We start from the raw sequence: 16,227 nt of genomic DNA, 5'->3' as shown, positions 1-16,227 counted from the left end.
TTAGTAGTTTCCGGTGAAAATAACAATCAGTTATTTTCTCGAGCTCCCTAATAGAGGTCCAGCTCTTTCCGGTTAAATTATTAATTTTTGAATTACATAAATACTGCACTATCAATATTCGTAAAGACATTCTCTTTAATATTATCATTGTCGATTGCCGTAATAACAGTATTATTTTCAACACTTACAACATAAGCCACTCCATCAACCATTATTAATGAATCCTTAGAACCTTTATCAGCTGCTTTTTCTAAACCTGAAGTCAGTTTATCCATCTGAGCATTAGATACATTAATCCGCCTGGAAGCAATTCTCTCTTTAGCATGTTTGGAAAATTGAAGTTTATCATTCTGATTAATCTGTTTTTGCAGCAACTCTTTAAAATCAGCTTTTTCCCCACTTTTCCTTAATGAATCCTGCTTTCTGGTTTGACCGGTCCTATCTAAAGGCTGAACTGGTTGATTTATCATTAATCTATTATCCATCTTAATCCCTCCAGTAATCAGACTAACTATATATTGACGTTATCGAATCTAGAGGATATTTTTCAGTTTCTCCAGCTTCATCAGTAATTAAGTGAAGATATATATTACCATCTTCATCTCTCTCAACCCGATTAACCTCTCCTAAAAACTCTTGTCCAGATTCTGAGTCAATTGTTTCAACAGTTTTTCCTATTAATCCAGCTGTTTCAGCAAGACTCTGAGTTTTCAAGAACTGCTCCATTGTACTATTCATATTTTCCATCTGTTCTAACGAACTAAATTGAGCCATCTGAGATACAAATTCAGTATTATCCATTGGATCTAAAGGATCCTGATAACTTAACTGGGTTGTTAATAACTTAAAAAAAGCATCTCTATCTAAATCATCCATATCATCTCTCTCAACCTGATTGCCTTCTCCTGCTAATGGAGCATTTCCTGTTGCTACTGCCATATTTGGATCTATCATTTAAAAACCTCCTTAAGCAAGTAAATTCATGCTATTGTAATACTGCTTCATACTTAACCATCTACGCATTCTTGGATCAATTTTTTCAGGATTTACCCCTTTTAATTCATCAATATTTTCTTTAAAATATGCAAGTTCTTCTTGATCAAATCTAAAAGATGAGTCATCCTGGTTATATTCCTGATCATGAAAATCATCAGCAAAATGCTGGTTTTCTCCTTCCTGCCAGCCTGCCTGCTGATCTCTAGTTTCAATAGTTATCTGTTCAACATTAAAGCCCTGTCTTGCCAGAGAACCTCTTAATAAACCGATATTATTTTCTAACTCATGACGGATAAAATTATTATCAACCAGAAACCTTGCCATCACCTCACCCTGTTCAACTGATACATTTAATCTTAAACGGCCAAGCCAGGATGGTTCTAATTCCATTTCAAGTTGGTTAGTACCCATCTGATTAAACTGCTCAACTTTTGAAATCAGCTGCTCCATAACAGGCTCATCTAGTCCAAATGAAGACTGGGCTCCTAATTCTATGGTTTCTGTGCCAGAACTATTCCCAGAACTATTAGCTATTAATTCAGCAAATGAATCATATCCAGTTAACTGGCTCTGATCATTTTCTGCCAAACCATCAACCTTTTCGGTATCTGCAATCATCGCCCTTAGTAAATTATCAATCTTCTCATCGGAGCTAAGCTTTACCTCGTCATTGATATCATTAAAAACAACATCTTTACTAACTAACTTTGCTGTTTCACCATCACTATCAGATTTAGTAGCTTTTAATTTTCTAGCAAGTTTAAACTCTTCAGATTCTAAAAAGTTTTTACTATTATCAGCTAGAATATCATTCAAGTCAAGTTCTTTTGAGTTAGCCATCTCAGAAAGCTCAGAATCTTTCCCTCGGTTTTCAAAAACTATTCTATCAGCTTCAAATTTTAATTTTTCTAAAATTGAATTATCCTCTGTATTACTATCTATATAAATCTCCATAGCCCTAACTTCAGCAGCAAACTCCTGTTTTATTTTTGCAAGAATCTCTTCTCCCTCTTGTTCAGAAATTATTTCAAGTATTCTAGCTGAAAATGCATCCTGACTCTTTAAATCAGAGAGTTTGAATCCAATATCATTATCTTTTGAATAATCCTGTAATAATTTCATGAAATCATTATCAAGATTTTCAAGATCCAGGTCTGATAATTCAATAGATAGCAATTCATCAAGGTCAGTAATATCAGCTAATCCATCCAGGTCAATCTCTGATATAACCTCTTCAATATTTAACTGATCAAGATTTTCAAGTAATACCATTAATGACTCATTCTGAATATCCCTTTCGACACTTTCAGGGACTTCAATATCTAAAAGTTTTAACTGATTTAATAGAACAAGTAATGCAGCTTCCTCTGATTCACTTATATCCTCTTTCTTAAGCATTTCCTTTAAGTCCTCAATACTTTTCTCTAGACTCAATACATTATCAGCATCAAAGGAATCTGAATCAATCTCACTAGATCCAAGTAGCTCATTTAACCTTTCTAAGAAATTAGAATCTGTTTTTTCAATATCATCGAGATTAATGTTTCCCTGATCAACTGCTTTTTCTATATTGTCCATCTGCCCTAAGCTATTTAATATAGCAAACGCCATCGCCATATCTCACCCCCTTTCATATAAAATGCTCAATATATCTATCTTAACTCCGCTGACAATTCTGCCGCTAAATCTGAAGGCAGATTCTCAAGGAGTTGAGCTGCATCTCTATCTTCCATCTGACCTAAAATTGCCACAGCTAACTCTCTATTCATATTTTCAAATATATTAGCTGCCTGCATTGAATCCATTGAAGAATATATATCAACGAGCTTATCAAGCCTCTCCTGCTGACTCATTTCAGTATCATAAAGCTCGGAGTACATCTCATCTAATTCTGCAAATTCAGTCTGAAGATTATCATATTCTCCCTGTAATTCTTCATAATCAGACTCTAGTGAACTATACCTTTCTTCCAGCTCATTATATTCGGCCTGGAGGCTTTCATGCTCTTCCTGTAACAGATTATAATCTTCACCTGTTTTTAAGTAATCTTCTAAAAAAGGAAGGCCAAAAAGAATATCTTCTGCATAACTCCTTAAGGAAATAATCCCGAAAAAGTTTAATGCAATAACTGCTGCGATTAATAATATAGTTATTATTACTGCTACTAAAACAAATCTTTTCATCCTCTTTTGCTCCCTTTATAATTATATTAAATACTACTTTCTGACATTTGGATTGCTAGTTCATCTAATTCTTTCTGTTCTTTTTTAAGTGATTCACGATAAAACTTATTAGCAGCCTTTTCCTTTAAAGTTTCTAACATCTTTCTGTTTTGAGTCTTCTCTACAACTTTTTCCCTTTTCTCTTCAACAATTTCATCCTGTTTTTTTAACTTTCTCTTTGCTTTATTTATTTTTGTACGATTAATATTTAAATAGCGTCTGGCCTGTAAAGATTTAGCTGGATTATTATTATCTTTTCTTAAAAATTGATAAGTTTCATTCTGAATTTCATTTAAATGGTTTAGATTCTTTTCTATCTTTCTCGATTCATGACGGGCTTTAATTAACTCGTTTTGAGCTAAATCTTCTTCAATTTCTCTTACATTCAAAACCTTTTCAAGTTTAAAATCAAAATTTTTCAAAGCCGGTCACCTCACAAATTTTACTATTTAACAATTTCTTTTAACCTATTAACAGCAGAATTAAAATCAGTTTTTTCATTAATATCCTGTTGCAAATAGTTTCTGATTACATCTATTTTTTCAATGGCCTGGTCAACTTCTGGATTACTACCCTTTTCATATGCACCAATATTTATTAAATCTTCTGCTTCCCTGTAATCAGCAAGCATTTTCTTTAATTGGCCAGCTGCCTGGATATGTTCTTCTTCAGCAATATCTGGCATAACCCTGCTAACACTACTTAAAACATCTATAGCTGGATAATGATTTCTTGAAGCCAGTTCCCTGGATAAATCGATATGTCCATCTAAGATACCTCGAACAGTATCAGAAACAGGTTCATTAAAATCATCACCTTCAACTAATACTGTGTAAAGTGCAGTTATAGTTCCATTAGAGCCTGCACCAGTCCTTTCCAGCAGTTTAGGCAGTTGAGCAAATACAGAAGGGGGATATCCTCTAGTTGCCGGTGGCTCTCCAGTTGCCAGTCCAACTTCTCTTAAAGCCATGGCAACTCTAGTGACTGAATCCATCATCAAGAGAACATCTTTTCCTTTATCCCTAAAATACTCTGCAATTGCTGTGCTAACAAGAGCAGCTTTATACCTTACTAAAGCAGGTTGATCAGATGTAGCAACAACTATTATAGACCTTTTAAGACCCTCTTTGCCAAGATCTCTCTCAATGAAATCCCTTACCTCTCTACCTCTTTCTCCAACAAGTCCAATAACATTTATATCGGCATCAGTATTTCTGGCAGCCATTCCTAAAAGAGTACTTTTACCAACGCCACTACCAGCAAAAATACCTATTCTCTGACCTCGACCACATGTCAGTAAACCATCAATACTCCTAATTCCAAGACTTAAGGCATCTGAAATTCTCTCTCTATTTAATGGATCTGGCGGGGTATTATTTACAGGAACTTCATCTAAATCAGTTAGTGCACCTAAATTATTTGACTGAGGTCGCCCCAAACCATCCAGGACATGACCGAGCAATTCTTCGCCAACTTCAACTTTAAGTTTTTCCCCAGTAGCCATAACCCTGGCCCCTGGATTTATCCCCTCCATATCTCCAATTGGCATTAACAAAACTTTATTATCTTCAAACCCAACTACTTCTGCTTTAATTGTTTTATTTTTATTTCTAACCTCACATAATTCACCGATACTAACTTCAGGACCCTGAGACTCAATTATTAAACCAACAACTCTGGTAATATAACCAAAATTACTAATAATATTTGCTTCATCTGTCCTGCTTTTAAGTAATTCAAAATTAAGTGGCTTCACCATTTGCCACCTCTTTAGTCAGGTCTTTCCTCAGCTGATTAAGCTTATTAGACAATGTGGCATCTTTGCCACCAAAATCTGTTTCTATTAAGCAATCACCTGGTTCTAAGCTACTGTCTCCAATTATTTCAAGATCAAATTTACCGCTATAATCTTCGATAATGTCAGTTATGATGTCTATAAGTTCAGGATTCACTCTTATTTCAACACGATTATGCCTGATCCCTACCTGATTTAAACAATCTTTAACTATTGGTAATATTAAATCTGGATTTAAGTCAAGGTTAGCCTGAACAATTTTTTCAGCAATGTTTATTGATAAATCAGCAACTTTTACAGGAATTCTATTAAGTTCATTCTCAATCCTATTCTCAGTATCAGCTAAGATTTTATGTAAAGAATCAAGGTGAACCTTTAATTCATCCTTTATTATTTCTTCACCTGAACTTTGGCCTTCCCTAAAACCCTCTTCATAACCAAGATCCTTAGCTTCTTTTTTGGCTTCATTATAAATTTCTTGCTTTTTGTCCTTTGCCTTATCAATTATCAGGGCTGCTTCTTCCTGAGCTTCAGCTATTATTTCCTCAGCTTCACTTCTTGCTCTGGAGAGAATCTCCTCTTTCTTTGATTTTATCTCCTCATTTTTGTTTTCTAATTCACGGCGCATTTTTTTAGCTTTCTTTCTTTTTTTCTCCAATGCCTTTTTATCACTCAATTTATATTCGCCGGTGATCTGAGAAGATTTAATTACTTTAGACAATTACTTCACTCTCCCCACCCCGGGCAATCACAATTTCTCCACTTTCTTCAAGCTCCCGGATCACATTTACAATACGCTGCTGAGCATCTTCAACCTCTCTAAGGCGAACAGGCCCCATAAATTCCATATCTTCTTTCAACATCTCTGATGCCCGGTTAGACATATTGGACAATATTTTCTCTTCAACCTCATCGCTGGAAGTTTTAAGTGCAAGAGACAAGTCATTTGTATCAACCTGTCTAAGAACAAGTTGAACAGCCTGATCATCCAGTACAGTTATATCTTCAAAGACAAACATTCTCATTTTAATTTCTTCTGCTAATTCAGGATCATTCTCTTCAAGTTTATCTAAAATATTCTTTTCAGTTCCACGATCAACCTGATTAAGAATGTCCACTATAGATTCAATTCCTCCAGCACTGGCATATTCATTAGTAACTATAGATGATAATTTCTGCTCTAAAACATCTTCAACTTCTTTAATAATATCAGGTGAAGTTCTATCCATTATTGCAATTCTTTTAGCTACTGATGTTTGGATCTCCTGAGGTAATGATGCCATAACTTGAGAAGCATGATCAGGATCCAGATAAGCCAGAATCAAAGCAATAGTCTGGGGGTGTTCTCCTTGAATAAAATTCAAAAGTTGAGAAGGGTCTGTTTTCCTTATAGCATCAAATGGCCTTACCTGGAGAGTGGCTGTTAATCTGCCGATAATATCCCTTGCTTTATCTTCGCCTAAAGCTTTATTTAAAACATCACGGGCATATTCAATGCCTCCACGATCTAAATAATCCTGGGCCCTGGCCAGTTGATAAAATTCTTCGATTACCTCATCTTTTATTTCAGAATCAACTTTCTGCATATTAGCTATTTCTAGAGTCAGTTCTTCTATTAAATCATCAGATAAATGCTGGAATATATTTGCAGATATATCTGGCCCCAGTGTAACTAATAATATTGCTGCTTTCTTCCTTCCACTCATTTCTCTTCTTGGCATCCATTACTCACCTCCTTAATCATCTAAAAGCCAGCTCTTTAATAATTCTGCCATCTCCTCTGGCTGTTCATCAACCATCTCATCCAGCTCACTTTTCATTTTTCTAATCTTCTTTTCTTCGTCACTTAACTCATGGGCTGGTAGTTCTATATCATCATCTTCAGTGTCTCCAACTGTCATATCAACCTGACTTCCCTGGAGGGCTGCTTCTTCACCTTTTTTTAGTCTTCTTCTTAAAATAAAGATAATTATCAGGGTTAATATTATTATTCCAGCTATCAAACCTGCATATAAAAGTTGTCTCTGCCTTTCAGCTTCTTCTTCAACCTGTCGAGCCTGGGCCATTTCTTCTTCCAGACTATCATCAAATGCAAGGCTTGAAACATTAACTGAATCGCCTCTATCGCCATCAAAGCCTACAGAAGCCTGAATAGCATCCTGTAATATCATTAAATCTTCTTCTGGCATCTCATCGTTTACCATAACAGATACTGATAACCTCTCTAAATCTCCTGGAGCAAAAACTTCTCGCTCAACAATCTCATTTATTTCGTAATTTGTAACTGAATCAGTCCGCTCATAATAATCATCTTCCATATCATCTAATTCCATATATCCAGGAATGTTACTTTCTGTTCCTGGTACACCACCTTCACCTGGAGTACCTCCGTAATAAACCTCTCTTAATTCCTGAGTACTCCTGGGAATTCCTTCATCATCTACAACCGGTAAATATGTAACAGATTCTCTTTCCCTTTGATCAAAATTCATTCTAGCAGCAACCTGAACAGTGAAATTATCTGGACCTAAAATTCTGGTTAACATTGTTCTTAGGCGTCTTTTAAGTTCTTCTTCATAATCTCGTTCAGTTTCTCTCTGGTTCGAGGTCATCTCCCTTGATGAAAAATCATCATCACTAAAATTAGGAGTCAAAAGGTTACCTGCTGTATCAACAATAGTTACATTCTCAGGTGAAAGATCCGGGACACTACTTGCAACCAGATTGCCTATTGCACGAGCCTGTGAATCAGTTAGTCTAACACCTGATTCAAGCTGAAGCATAACAGAAGCCTTAGCAGGAGATTCTTCATCAATGAAAAGGCTCTCTTCAGGTGCAGTTATCTGAACTCTTGCAAACTCAATAGAGTTCATATTCTGAATAGACCTGGAAAGTTCTCCTCCCATTGCCCTGTAAAGATTAACTCTTCTTTCAAAGTCAGTAGTTCCAAACTGGGTGTCATCAAAGATCTCAAATCCAACCAACCCCTGATGAGGCAGGCCTTCACCAGCCATCTGCAGTCGCATATTATGTACATCATCAGAAGGTACCATAATTGTTCTGCCACCATCAGCTAACCTATAACTGACCCCTCTAGCTTCAAGTTCTTCTACAATAGCATTAGCATCCTCTGAGGAAAGCTGTTGAAATAATGGCTGATAATTATGCCCGGTCCCACTAAAAATTAAAAATAAGAGGCCAATTAGCACAACCCCTGTCACAATACCAATAATCACTTTGGCTTTAGTATCAAGTTTTCCTATTAATTCATTGAGCTGATTAAAGTACTCCTTCAGCTTCTCTACCATCTTAAACTACCTCTTTCTCTTATATCTGCATTCTCATGACTTCTTCATAGGCTTGAACAAGTCTATTTTGAACCCCTAGAGTCATATTTAAGGCCATTCTAGCTTTCTCAGTAGCTATAGTTACTTGATGTATATCATCAATTTCTCCTAAAGCAAATTGAGTTGTCAAATTATCTGCATTCTTTTCTAGGTTATTTACCTGCTGCAAATTGTCCCTAACTAAATCTCCAAAATCATCAGAAGGATTCCGATTACTTGTATTGATCTTATTTGAATCTAAAGACAACATATTCAAATTACTTCCAATTGGCTCAATCAAAATTTCTTCACCCCTTATTAACTTCCACCTATATCAAGTGCTCTCATAGCCATATTCTTGCTGGTATCAAGTGCTGTTACATTTGCTTCATAAGCTCTTGAAGCATCTATCATATCAACCATTTCCATTGTAATATTAACATTAGGCTTCTCAACATACCCCTGTTCATCGGCATCTGGATGACCAGGATCATAAACTGTCTTAAAAGGTGCTTGATCTTCAGCAATCTCTGAAATTTCAACACCCTGCCTTTCAGAAGTCGAACCTAAGCCAATCCGGCTTCTAAACATATTAGAAAACCCACCATCAGACTGTCTTGCATTGAAAACTGGCATCTTCCTGCGATATGGTTCCCCGTCTGGTGTTCTGGTAGTATTAACATTTGCTATATTATCTGAGATAGCATCCATTCTTGTCCGCTGAGCAGTTAACCCTGAAGCACTAATATTGAAATTATTAAACATATTAACCACCGCTCCTATCTAAAACACTATGTATCCGATTAAAACCTGCATCCAGTTGTTGAGCTAATGTATCAAAATAAACATTATTTTTAGCCATTTCGGCCATCTCACGTTCAATATCAACATTACCTCCATCAACCCTAAAACTCGTATTCCTCTCTTTAAAATAATTAAGACCGGAGTTAGATTTTGTCCTTCCGGCTAAATGATTATTTCTTGTCTTAGAAAGTGATAACCCCTGTCCAGGTTCTGCCAACTTTCTTAGAGCAGATTTAAAATCTATATCCTGTCTCTTATATCCAGGTGTATCTGCGTTTGCAATATTATTACTAATGTGGTTCTGTCTCCTGCTTGCTCCATCAATACCCTGCTCAAGAATTTGCATTACTCTATTCATATCCACTAACACCACCTTAAGAATTTAACTGATACCCCTTATTATAACAAAAATATAGATAAATAGTAATAAGTATTGAAAAAGAAGGCTATATTAAGACTGAAGTGCTAAATCAACTGATTTTCTTAACTGCATTTATTACTCTCTCATTCTTAAATGGCTTAACAATAAAATCTTTCGCACCGGCTTCAATAGCTTCTATAACCATTTTCTGTTGACCCATTGCACTACAAACAACAATATTGGCGGCTGGATCTATATCCTTTATAGCTTTAATTGCCTCCAAACCATCCATCTCAGGCATTGTAATATCCATAGTTACTATATCTGGTTTTAAATCCTGATATTTTTCAACAGCTTCTCTCCCATTTTCAGCCTCTCCGATAATTTCATAGTCTTCTTTTAATATCTTTCTTAAATTCAACCTCATAAAAGCCGCATCATCAACAATCATCACAGTCTTCAAAGATATCACCTCCGACAGATTCAAAGTTAAAGTTATGCATAAAAACAACTTACAAAAATTATTAAAACAAATACAATATATTACTTTTATAACATAGTACATAACAGTCAATATAACTGATATAATAATACCATTTTTTAGCCATAATTAAAAGTTTATAGATAAACTATTTTATATTTATTCATAGATATTTAGACCTAATATTTAAAACTTGTTTATTATAATTTAATATGGTATTTTATAATCAGGCTAAAACATTTATATATTCTATGAAAATAAGTCATTTAGGAGGATTTAAATTGAATAATAATATAAAAAATAATCTGCCTAAATCAACTCAGATATTCTATGGCATTGGTGTCAGCTATGCCGTTGTAGATCAAATATTTGCCCAGTGGGTCTTATATTATTATCTGCCACCGGAAGCTTCTCAATTATCTCCAGTATTACCCCCAGTTTTAATATCTCTAGCACTAATTCTCTCCAGATTCGTAGATATGGTCGCTGATCCAGCCATTGGTTACCTATCTGATAAAACTAGAACCCGATTTGGTAGAAGAATTCCATATTTAGCAGCAGGAGTGTTACCTCTAGCAATTACTACAGTTGCTTTCTTTTATCCTCCAGCTGGAACAGACCAGCAATTTAGATTTATATACCTGGCCATTATTGGAGCATTATTTTTTATCTTCTATACAATAGTGGGTGCTCCATATAATGCTCTCATACCTGATCTGGCCCAGAATAAAACTGATCGATTAAATCTTTCAACCTGGCAGTCGGTCTTTAGATTGCTCTATACTGCAATAGCTATGATTCTTCCAGGCTGGCTAATAGTAGTCTTTGGCCAGGGTAATGAAGAAATAGGAATTAGAAGAATGGTTATCCTGCTCTCAACAATTATGATCATCGGGATAATCATAACTATTGCCATGGTCAATGAAAAAAAATACAGTAATCCAGCCTCAACTTCGATCAAGATCAAAAAAGCCTTAAAGCTAATCATAAATAAGCGCTCGACTTTATTTTATTTTGCCGGCCTAACCCTCTTCTTTTTAGGATTCAATACTCTAAGAGGTTCAATAAATTATTATGTAGTCGATATTATGGGGTATGGCACAACTGCAATTACAATAGCATCTGCCCTGCTATTTGGTAGTGCTGCAATCGCTTTTTACCCTGTAAATCGTCTGGCAAATAAAATCGGCTATAAAAAACCTCTCTTAGCTTTTCTTGTAGCTCTTATAATCTTATCCCTCGCATTAACCAGAGTTGGTAGATTATTGCCAGAAAATGCTGGTTTTATAATTTTCTTTTTATTCGGGATACCTATATCAGGAGCAGCCTTTATATTTCCACCGGCAATGTTAAGTGAGCTTGCCTCAAGACTTCAATCAGAAAAGAAGGTAAGTATTGAGGGCCTATTTTTTGGTATCCAGGGATTCTTCTTAAAATTAGCTTTTTTACTCTCCATTGGTATTTTGCCACTACTATTAGTCAGTGGAGGAGCTGATTTTTCAATAGCAGGTGCTCTAATTGGAGATATAGATCAGGTAACACAGACAGGTATCTATGGAACCTCATATCTTGCAGCCATTGTCTTTGCCGGTTCATTCCTCTGTTACCTTGGATATAAAGAAGACTAATCTATATATTCTTTACCACTCTCATAAATTAATTTTGCCCTGTATTTAATCGGCTTAAAGCTATTTTCATCAATAATTTTTCTGACCTCTTCCAGGTAAGCAACAAGGTTCTTGATTCTTTTATTCCGATCCTGATACCTAAAGATCCATGATGTAACATAAATAAAATTGACTATCTCAACCTGTAGCAACCGGGAGTAAATTCCTAACCAGAGAACAGGATTTAATCCTTCATTTTTTAAATTATAAGCCTGATTTAGAGCTTCAACTAAATAATCAAGTCTATTTTCTAATAAATATAACTGACTATCAACAAAGTTTATAATATCATAGGAATCAGGCCTATTAATAAACTCCTCCATGATAAAATGAAATCCAATTCTTTCCTTTCTACTAGCCTCTTTTTCAAGATAATTTAATAACTTTTTTAACTTCTGACCTAACTCAGATACTTCAATAGCATCTCCGCTTTTCTTTTTATAACCATTTTCACTATCAGTTTTATCTTCATTAATTCTTCTATTTTCGGCAGTCTTTCTGGATACTATATTATTAACTAAATTATTTATACTATTAATTTTACCAGCCATCTAAACCGCCTCACTTAACTATTTTTTTACCTGACCATAACTTTTAAACTTCTCTTCCATCAAAGCCATCTCATCTTCTGGTAAAATAACTGGCTCACCAATAGCCTTTGCTCGCCAGTAAACTTCAGCTACAAACTCAACCTCTTCTGCTGTATTAAAAGCATTAGGAAGGTCTCTGGCTCCAGCTAAAAGACCATGGTTGGCAAGGAGTACAGCATTACGCCCTTCCATTGCCTTAACTGCATTATTAGCCAGCTCCTCAGTCCCATAGGTAGCATACTCGGCACAGCGGACATCATAACCTGCCAGGGCTATCATATAGTGAGCTGGAGGTAATGACTGTCTTAGTAAAGAAAGAGAGGTAGCATATGTCGAATGGGCATGGACCAGAGCATTAATATTACTCCTCTCTTTATATATAAATCGATGCATTGCCTCTTCACTTGATGGCTTTTTATCCCCTTCAACAACTTCGCCATCCAAATTCATTATTACAATATCAAGAGGTTCCATATCACTATAAGCAATACCACTAGGAGTTATAGCCATTAAGCCTTCTTCTATATCATAGATGCTTAGATTGCCTCCAGTTCCCTTAGTAAGGTCATGTTCAACTAATTTCATACCATACTTAACCAGATCTTTTCTCGCCTTCTCCAATAACATATTATCTCTCCTTTTTTAACTATAAGTAAAACTAATTATATCATAAATTAAATAAATTAAATCAAAAAGGTTAGCAAAATATATTAATTTCTAATTGGACCTGACGGTTACCCGACGGTTACCAAGTAGTATCTCTTAACTTTTTTCACAAAGTTTTTCCAAAAAAATAACCCCACTAAAATAATCTTAGCAGGGTTAAAATTCAAGTTATTTTTCACTCCCAAAATGATGCAATACTTTTGCCATCTCAAACCGGCTAACATAGGATTCTCTATATAAAGTATCACTTCTGGCAATCCAGGCTCCAGCAAAACACACTATTGTACCTGGGATTATTAGTTCAATCCCAAATATTTCTGCTATCAAAATCGAAGTAGTCAGTGGAATATGAGCAGCACTACCTAAAACACCGGCAGCACTTGCTGTTATTATAGCCAGAGGAAAATCAAAGTTAATGACCCTGGCGATAATTGCACCAGTTATAGCACCAATAGTTAAACTGGGAGCAACAACTCCTCCACTACCTCCAGAACCAATAGTAAATGACGTGGCAAGGATCTTACCAATTAATAACATAAATAATAGTCCAAGTGAAAAGCCACCATTAACTGAAATCTGTTCAACCAGAGACATTCCTGTACCCAGTATTAATGGTGTAGCAATTACAGCCATTAGACCAGTTAAAGCTCCACCTATTGCAGTCTGGGCATAGGTTGGTAATTCAATATGTTCATTTATCTCCTCATAGCCATAGAGTGATTTTATATATACCAGGCTTATAAGTCCAACAATAACTCCTATACCAACAAACAAGAGAATATCCCTTTCTGGAACAAAGGAGTAACCTGATGGAATAGGAAACTTAAATAACCTTTCCTGACCCATAACAATTGCAAATAAAAAGTAAGCTGTAATACTGGATACCAGACTGGTAAATAGCATATTATACTCAATATCATCGCGATACAGAACTTCGGCCCCAAAAATACCTCCAGCCAGAGGTGCTGTAAAGATAGAGCCAAAGGAAGCTGCCATACCACAAATTACAATCTTCCTGGTGTCTACCAGACTTAGCTTTAACTTTTTGCCAATTAAATAGCCGAGACCTCCACCCATCTGAACTGTTGGCCCCTCTCTACCTGCAGAACCACCAAAGGCAATAGTAAATACAGAGGCAATTAATTTAACAGGCACAACAATGAAATTAACTCTACCCCAGTTTTCATTATATGATTCTATAATTGCATCAGTTCCATGTCCAGCCGCCTCTGGGGCAAAAGTCGATGTCAGCCAGCCACTCATAAACAGTCCAAAAATCGGCATTATATAAACCCACCAGGTACCTGATAAGCCTGATAATAAATCAATACCTATATTTAATGCACCAGTAAAAACTACTGCCGCTAAACCAACAATCAGCCCAACTAAAACTGCAATTAAAGTCCACTTAATTATATATTGAAGCGACTCTATGGTATCCTTCTTTACCTTATCAAGTTTCAAATTCATAAATTAGACCTGCCTTTTTATATTTTATCTTAAACCTAAAAGTCCTCCACCTTTATTCTTCTGCTTTTTCTTTATAATATAAATTACTGTATCATCAATCTCTAAACAGTCAATTTCATTTGGCATTAAATACTTACCATCTCTAACAACAAACATAGGATATGCCAGGTCCTCAAATAAACCTGGGAAATCACATAATTCTTTGCCTTCAGCTCCTTTTAAATCTTTAACCTTGATTTTAGTAAATTCTACATCCAAATGAAGATCCTGAATTAAATTTACAAAGTCTACACCCTGCAGTCTCGTAATAATTTCAGCTGAAACTGCTTCAGCTGGATCCAGCACATCATCAAACTCCATCAGCTCTGCAAGCTCTCTATATTCAGATCCTGTTACCTTAACCATGACTTTTTGAATCCCCATTTTTTTAGCTGCTTTAGCTGCCAGAATATTAGATTTATCATCACCTATAACTGCAATAAAAACATCAGCTTTTTCTGCTTCAGCTGATTTTAATACATTAGGATGGGTGGCATCTCCCCAGACGATATCAACATCAGGATAACCCTCAGATATCCATTCACACTTTTTAGGATTACTTTCAATTAAAGTAATTTTAAAGCGGGATTTTTCAGAAAATAATTTAATTAAATTCTGCCCACTCTTATCTCCACCAGCAATAATTATCTTCAATAATAACACTCCTTCATTTAAATTTTATCATCGTGATATTTATTTCAATATTAAATAGTAATCTCCTCTATAATCTAAAAAACTTCACAGTTATTTTAACTTATTAACTCAAATAAATAACTGAATAGCCCAATCTCATTAACTATAAAAAAGACCCAGAATATAATAGAAGCCTGAATTGCAGAATCTTTGGCTTTACTTCTAGCTTTATCATCATCTGTGCCATCAGAAATCAATCTTTTTTTCTTAAAAAAATACCAGATCAAGCCAAATATAACAACTGCTATAACTAACTGAAATACGCCAACTGCATTAAAAGATCCAATCATAATTAAAAACCTCCTATTAAATTAGTTGTTTAATTTCCTGACTCAAGCTCAGCAATCCTTTCCCTGGTATATTCAAGCCTATTTTCTGGATAAGGGTGGGTATTAAAGAGCTCAAGTATCTGAGGGTCTCTTCTCCCCCTTAAATCATCTAAGGTTTCTAAAAGCCTAATCATTCCATCAGTACTATATTCAGAAGTTCTATGCAATAACTCTACAGCATAAATATCAGCTTCTCTCTCCTGCTCTCTAGAAAAACCTCTATCCATAAGATTCATAGCCAGACCTACGAAACGTTGGTAAAACTCAGACGAAGCAGCTTCTTCACCAAAAAGCCTATCTAATAAGAACCTCCCGGCAAATAAACCTAAATTATTCCTTAAATTCTCCTCTAAATGTTCATGAACACCATGACCCATCTCATGGGCTATCAGGGCCGCCAGTTCTTCTTCATCTAAAAGATCTGCCAGACCTGCAAAGATAACTATATTGCCATCGCCAATGTAGAGCCCATTTACTTCCTCGCTATCTGCATAGTGGAGACTAAATTCTAAATCAACACCATCTGCCCTGGCCTGTCTTGCAAGATTATCCAGCACATACCATTCAAAATCTCCATCTTCCATTTTTCTTAGATCATACTCTTCATGTAACCGCTCCAGATTTTCTTCAGCAACAGCCTGTTCATATGAAGAAGTGGCATCAACCCTGTGGCCGATTAGAAAAGGAGCAATTAAAACCAGCATTACCAAAACAGGTATATATATTCTTTTAAACATTTATTTTCACCTCAATAACATTATACCTGTTTTCGAGCAGAATTTAAATAT

General features: G+C 35.5%; 20 protein-coding genes. 1 reads left to right on the top strand and 19 read right to left on the bottom strand.

Annotated elements, in window-relative coordinates; all coding sequences use genetic code 11:
- Positions 1 to 92 precede the first annotated feature (92 nt).
- The 13 genes from I0Q91_RS01245 to I0Q91_RS01185 all read right to left on the bottom strand — a co-directional run bounded on the left by I0Q91_RS01245 (position 93) and on the right by I0Q91_RS01185 (position 9,955).
- Positions 93 to 485, bottom strand: coding sequence for a TIGR02530 family flagellar biosynthesis protein (locus I0Q91_RS01245; RefSeq protein ID WP_270452342.1), 393 nt, complete (start codon positions 483 to 485; stop codon positions 93 to 95).
- A 22-nt stretch (positions 486 to 507) separates the two neighbouring features.
- On the bottom strand, positions 508 to 954 hold the full coding sequence (locus I0Q91_RS01240; RefSeq protein ID WP_270452341.1) for a flagellar hook capping FlgD N-terminal domain-containing protein: 447 nt from the start codon (positions 952 to 954) through the stop codon (positions 508 to 510).
- A gap of 12 nt (positions 955 to 966) precedes the next feature.
- Entirely contained in the window at positions 967 to 2,613 is a 1,647-nt protein-coding gene (locus tag I0Q91_RS01235; RefSeq protein WP_270452339.1) for a flagellar hook-length control protein FliK, read from the bottom strand.
- Positions 2,614 to 2,648: 35 nt separating this feature from the next.
- Positions 2,649 to 3,179, bottom strand: a complete 531-nt coding sequence (locus I0Q91_RS01230; protein ID WP_270452338.1) for a MotE family protein — start codon at positions 3,177 to 3,179, stop codon at positions 2,649 to 2,651.
- A 26-nt stretch (positions 3,180 to 3,205) separates the two neighbouring features.
- A complete protein-coding gene (gene fliJ / locus I0Q91_RS01225; RefSeq protein ID WP_270452337.1) occupies positions 3,206 to 3,640 on the bottom strand; it encodes a flagellar export protein FliJ in 435 nt (144 codons plus the stop codon).
- A gap of 23 nt (positions 3,641 to 3,663) precedes the next feature.
- Complete coding sequence (fliI, locus tag I0Q91_RS01220; RefSeq protein WP_427854492.1) at positions 3,664 to 4,974, bottom strand: flagellar protein export ATPase FliI; 1,311 nt, start codon at positions 4,972 to 4,974, stop codon at positions 3,664 to 3,666.
- Complete coding sequence (locus I0Q91_RS01215; protein WP_270452333.1) at positions 4,961 to 5,734, bottom strand: FliH/SctL family protein; 774 nt, start codon at positions 5,732 to 5,734, stop codon at positions 4,961 to 4,963. Before I0Q91_RS01215 ends, fliI begins: the two co-directional genes overlap by 14 nt.
- Positions 5,727 to 6,734 (bottom strand): flagellar motor switch protein FliG, encoded by a 1,008-nt coding sequence (fliG, locus tag I0Q91_RS01210; protein WP_270452331.1) that lies wholly within the window; start codon positions 6,732 to 6,734, stop codon positions 5,727 to 5,729. Before fliG ends, I0Q91_RS01215 begins: the two co-directional genes overlap by 8 nt.
- Before the next feature lie 15 nt (positions 6,735 to 6,749).
- The gene (gene fliF / locus I0Q91_RS01205; RefSeq protein ID WP_270452330.1) at positions 6,750 to 8,321 is read right to left on the bottom strand and encodes a flagellar basal-body MS-ring/collar protein FliF; all 1,572 of its coding nucleotides are present in this window, start codon (positions 8,319 to 8,321) and stop codon (positions 6,750 to 6,752) included.
- Between the two features lie 19 nt (positions 8,322 to 8,340).
- Entirely contained in the window at positions 8,341 to 8,640 is a 300-nt protein-coding gene (gene fliE / locus I0Q91_RS01200) for a flagellar hook-basal body complex protein FliE (RefSeq protein ID WP_270452329.1), read from the bottom strand.
- A gap of 17 nt (positions 8,641 to 8,657) precedes the next feature.
- On the bottom strand, positions 8,658 to 9,104 hold the full coding sequence (flgC, locus tag I0Q91_RS01195) for a flagellar basal body rod protein FlgC (RefSeq protein WP_270452328.1): 447 nt from the start codon (positions 9,102 to 9,104) through the stop codon (positions 8,658 to 8,660).
- A gap of 1 nt (position 9,105) precedes the next feature.
- Positions 9,106 to 9,501, bottom strand: coding sequence for a flagellar basal body rod protein FlgB (gene flgB, locus I0Q91_RS01190; RefSeq protein WP_270452327.1), 396 nt, complete (start codon positions 9,499 to 9,501; stop codon positions 9,106 to 9,108).
- 112 nt (positions 9,502 to 9,613) lie between these two features.
- Complete coding sequence (locus I0Q91_RS01185; protein ID WP_345790928.1) at positions 9,614 to 9,955, bottom strand: response regulator; 342 nt, start codon at positions 9,953 to 9,955, stop codon at positions 9,614 to 9,616.
- A gap of 281 nt (positions 9,956 to 10,236) precedes the next feature.
- On the opposite strand from I0Q91_RS01185, the gene I0Q91_RS01180 reads away from it, so the two are divergent.
- Positions 10,237 to 11,613, top strand: a complete 1,377-nt coding sequence (locus tag I0Q91_RS01180; RefSeq protein WP_427854489.1) for an MFS transporter — start codon at positions 10,237 to 10,239, stop codon at positions 11,611 to 11,613.
- On the opposite strand, the gene I0Q91_RS01175 is transcribed toward I0Q91_RS01180, so the two are convergent.
- The 6 genes from I0Q91_RS01175 to I0Q91_RS01150 all read right to left on the bottom strand — a co-directional run bounded on the left by I0Q91_RS01175 (position 11,610) and on the right by I0Q91_RS01150 (position 16,176).
- Positions 11,610 to 12,203, bottom strand: coding sequence for a hypothetical protein (locus tag I0Q91_RS01175; RefSeq protein ID WP_270452324.1), 594 nt, complete (start codon positions 12,201 to 12,203; stop codon positions 11,610 to 11,612). The genes I0Q91_RS01180 and I0Q91_RS01175 overlap by 4 nt on opposite strands.
- 18 nt (positions 12,204 to 12,221) lie before the next feature.
- On the bottom strand, positions 12,222 to 12,869 hold the full coding sequence (locus I0Q91_RS01170; protein ID WP_270452323.1) for an L-fuculose-phosphate aldolase: 648 nt from the start codon (positions 12,867 to 12,869) through the stop codon (positions 12,222 to 12,224).
- A gap of 207 nt (positions 12,870 to 13,076) precedes the next feature.
- Entirely contained in the window at positions 13,077 to 14,378 is a 1,302-nt protein-coding gene (locus I0Q91_RS01165; protein WP_270452322.1) for a chloride channel protein, read from the bottom strand.
- Between the two features lie 24 nt (positions 14,379 to 14,402).
- Positions 14,403 to 15,071 carry a potassium channel family protein gene (locus I0Q91_RS01160; protein ID WP_270452321.1) on the bottom strand — a complete coding sequence of 223 codons (669 nt, stop codon included), beginning with the start codon at positions 15,069 to 15,071 and terminating at the stop codon, positions 14,403 to 14,405.
- 95 nt (positions 15,072 to 15,166) lie between these two features.
- Positions 15,167 to 15,400 carry a hypothetical protein gene (locus I0Q91_RS01155; protein ID WP_270452320.1) on the bottom strand — a complete coding sequence of 78 codons (234 nt, stop codon included), beginning with the start codon at positions 15,398 to 15,400 and terminating at the stop codon, positions 15,167 to 15,169.
- 29 nt (positions 15,401 to 15,429) lie between these two features.
- The gene (locus tag I0Q91_RS01150; protein WP_270452319.1) at positions 15,430 to 16,176 is read right to left on the bottom strand and encodes a M48 family metallopeptidase; all 747 of its coding nucleotides are present in this window, start codon (positions 16,174 to 16,176) and stop codon (positions 15,430 to 15,432) included.
- Positions 16,177 to 16,227 lie beyond the last annotated feature (51 nt).

Origin of the sequence: Halonatronomonas betaini (assembly GCF_015666175.1) — a bacterium.
Classification (GTDB): Bacteria; Bacillota; Halanaerobiia; order Halanaerobiales; family Halarsenatibacteraceae; genus Halonatronomonas; species Halonatronomonas betaini.
The sequence above is the reverse complement of the archived record's forward strand: the minus strand, read 5'-3'. Positions and strand labels throughout refer to the sequence as shown.